The sequence below is a fragment of the Pseudomonas sp. SIMBA_068 genome (assembly GCF_046534705.1).
Lineage (GTDB): Bacteria > Pseudomonadota > Gammaproteobacteria > Pseudomonadales > Pseudomonadaceae > Aquipseudomonas > Aquipseudomonas putida.
Genome location: NZ_JAWRYI010000549.1, coordinates 1 through 270, shown reverse-complemented (window position 1 = coordinate 270; position 270 = coordinate 1). Strand labels below are relative to the sequence as shown.

Here is a 270-nt window from a genome sequence, read left to right as displayed (position 1 = left end):
TTACCGCCCGGCAATCAAAGCAAAATGCCGTGATGGATTCTGCCCCATTGGCGAAACCGTGGCTCTCAGCAATGTCGATAATCTGACTATCTATACCGAGATCAACGGGCGTCCTGCCGATCACTGGAACACCGCCGATTTACAACGTAACGCCGCACAGTTGCTGAGTGCCCTGAGCGAATTTGCCATGCTGAATCCAGGCGATGCCATTCTGCTCGGCACGCCACAGGCGCGCGTGGAAATACAGCCAGGCGATCGCGTGCGTGTTCT

The 270-nt window shown here is 55.9% G+C and carries 1 protein-coding gene; it reads left to right on the top strand.

Annotation, left to right across the window (positions count from 1 at the left end):
- The coding region (locus SB756_RS30350; protein WP_410913273.1) for a fumarylacetoacetate hydrolase family protein at positions 1–270 on the top strand (270 nt) is incomplete at both ends.